This window comes from Aeromonas sp. HMWF015 (assembly GCF_963878965.1).
Lineage (GTDB): Bacteria > Pseudomonadota > Gammaproteobacteria > Enterobacterales > Aeromonadaceae > Aeromonas > Aeromonas veronii.
Window position 1 is genome coordinate 1 of sequence record NZ_CAWNZT010000280.1, and the last position, 1,088, is coordinate 1,088.

A 1,088-nucleotide genomic window follows, 5' to 3' on the forward strand; every position below is an offset into this window, starting at 1 on the left:
CCGCCATGCTGAATAAACGAGACGCCAGCAGCCATTGCTGGCGTTTTTCATTGGTCCCGGATGAGAGTGGCGGACTGCAACGGCTTGGCCCGCGCGGCTTGCCCTATGCAAACGTTATGCATTTTTCCGATTTATTCATCTGAGCGGTATATTTAATCGAGCACGATAAATCCCTCGTTTTCACCTTACAAAAAGTAACCGGATAGACTCTTTCCGAACCGTCACAATCCGGTTACTCTAGCGCCCCCTCACGGCTCTCGCTGCCGCTCATGGAATTCAGAGATATTCATCAAGGTTGGATGGTGCGCCACTGAACAGGTGGCCAGATAGTTCATGCCAGGAGGGCGTGAACCGGACGAGTGCTACGAATTTAACGACCACCAGGATACGCCATGAATACCAGTTCCATGACCATAGGCAAAAAACTCACTGCCGGCTTTGCCGTGCTCGGTTTGATGGTCGCCTTTATCGGCGGCTTCTCGTTGCTGGAGTTCAGCAATATGAACCGGGCGGCTATCGGTTTTACCGACAGCATCCTGCCCGCAGTCAACCGCACCAATGACATCGGTGACAGCATCAGTGAGCTGCGTCGTTATGAGCTGGCTCTGTTCCTGGTGGCCTCTGATCCCCAGAAGCGTGCCGAGTATCGCACCACTGCCGCCCAACTGGTGGAACGCCTCAAACAGCAGGTGATTGACCACGACAAAACCATCTGGGCGCAGGACGTGGAAGAGCGTCGCACCTTCGATATGGTCAAGACCGACTGGGCAAGCTACCTGGCCCTGCACCAGCAAGTGAAGCAATTGCAGGATAGCGGCCTGATGAGCGAGGCCCAGACCGTATTCATGGCTCAGGGGATCCCCCTCTACAACAACCTGCACAAGTCGGTGGCGGAGTTGATCCGCATCAACCATGGCTATGCGACCGAGTCGCGCAAGGTCGTGGTTGCCTCCTATGACTCCGCCAAGTTGAGCGTCACCATCGCGCTGGTGATCGGTCTGATCCTTGTGGTGGTGCTCTCCGTGGTACTGACCCGCCAGATCCGCGATCCGCTGATCATGCTGGCACGTCAGGCCCAGCGCATTGCC

General features: G+C 56.1%; 1 protein-coding gene. It reads left to right on the forward strand.

The genetic code is table 11. From position 1 onward, the window contains the following. Positions 1-392: 392 nt before the first annotated feature. On the forward strand, positions 393-1,088 hold a 696-nt coding region (locus AACS18_RS14500), incomplete at its 3' end, for an MCP four helix bundle domain-containing protein (RefSeq protein WP_181363287.1).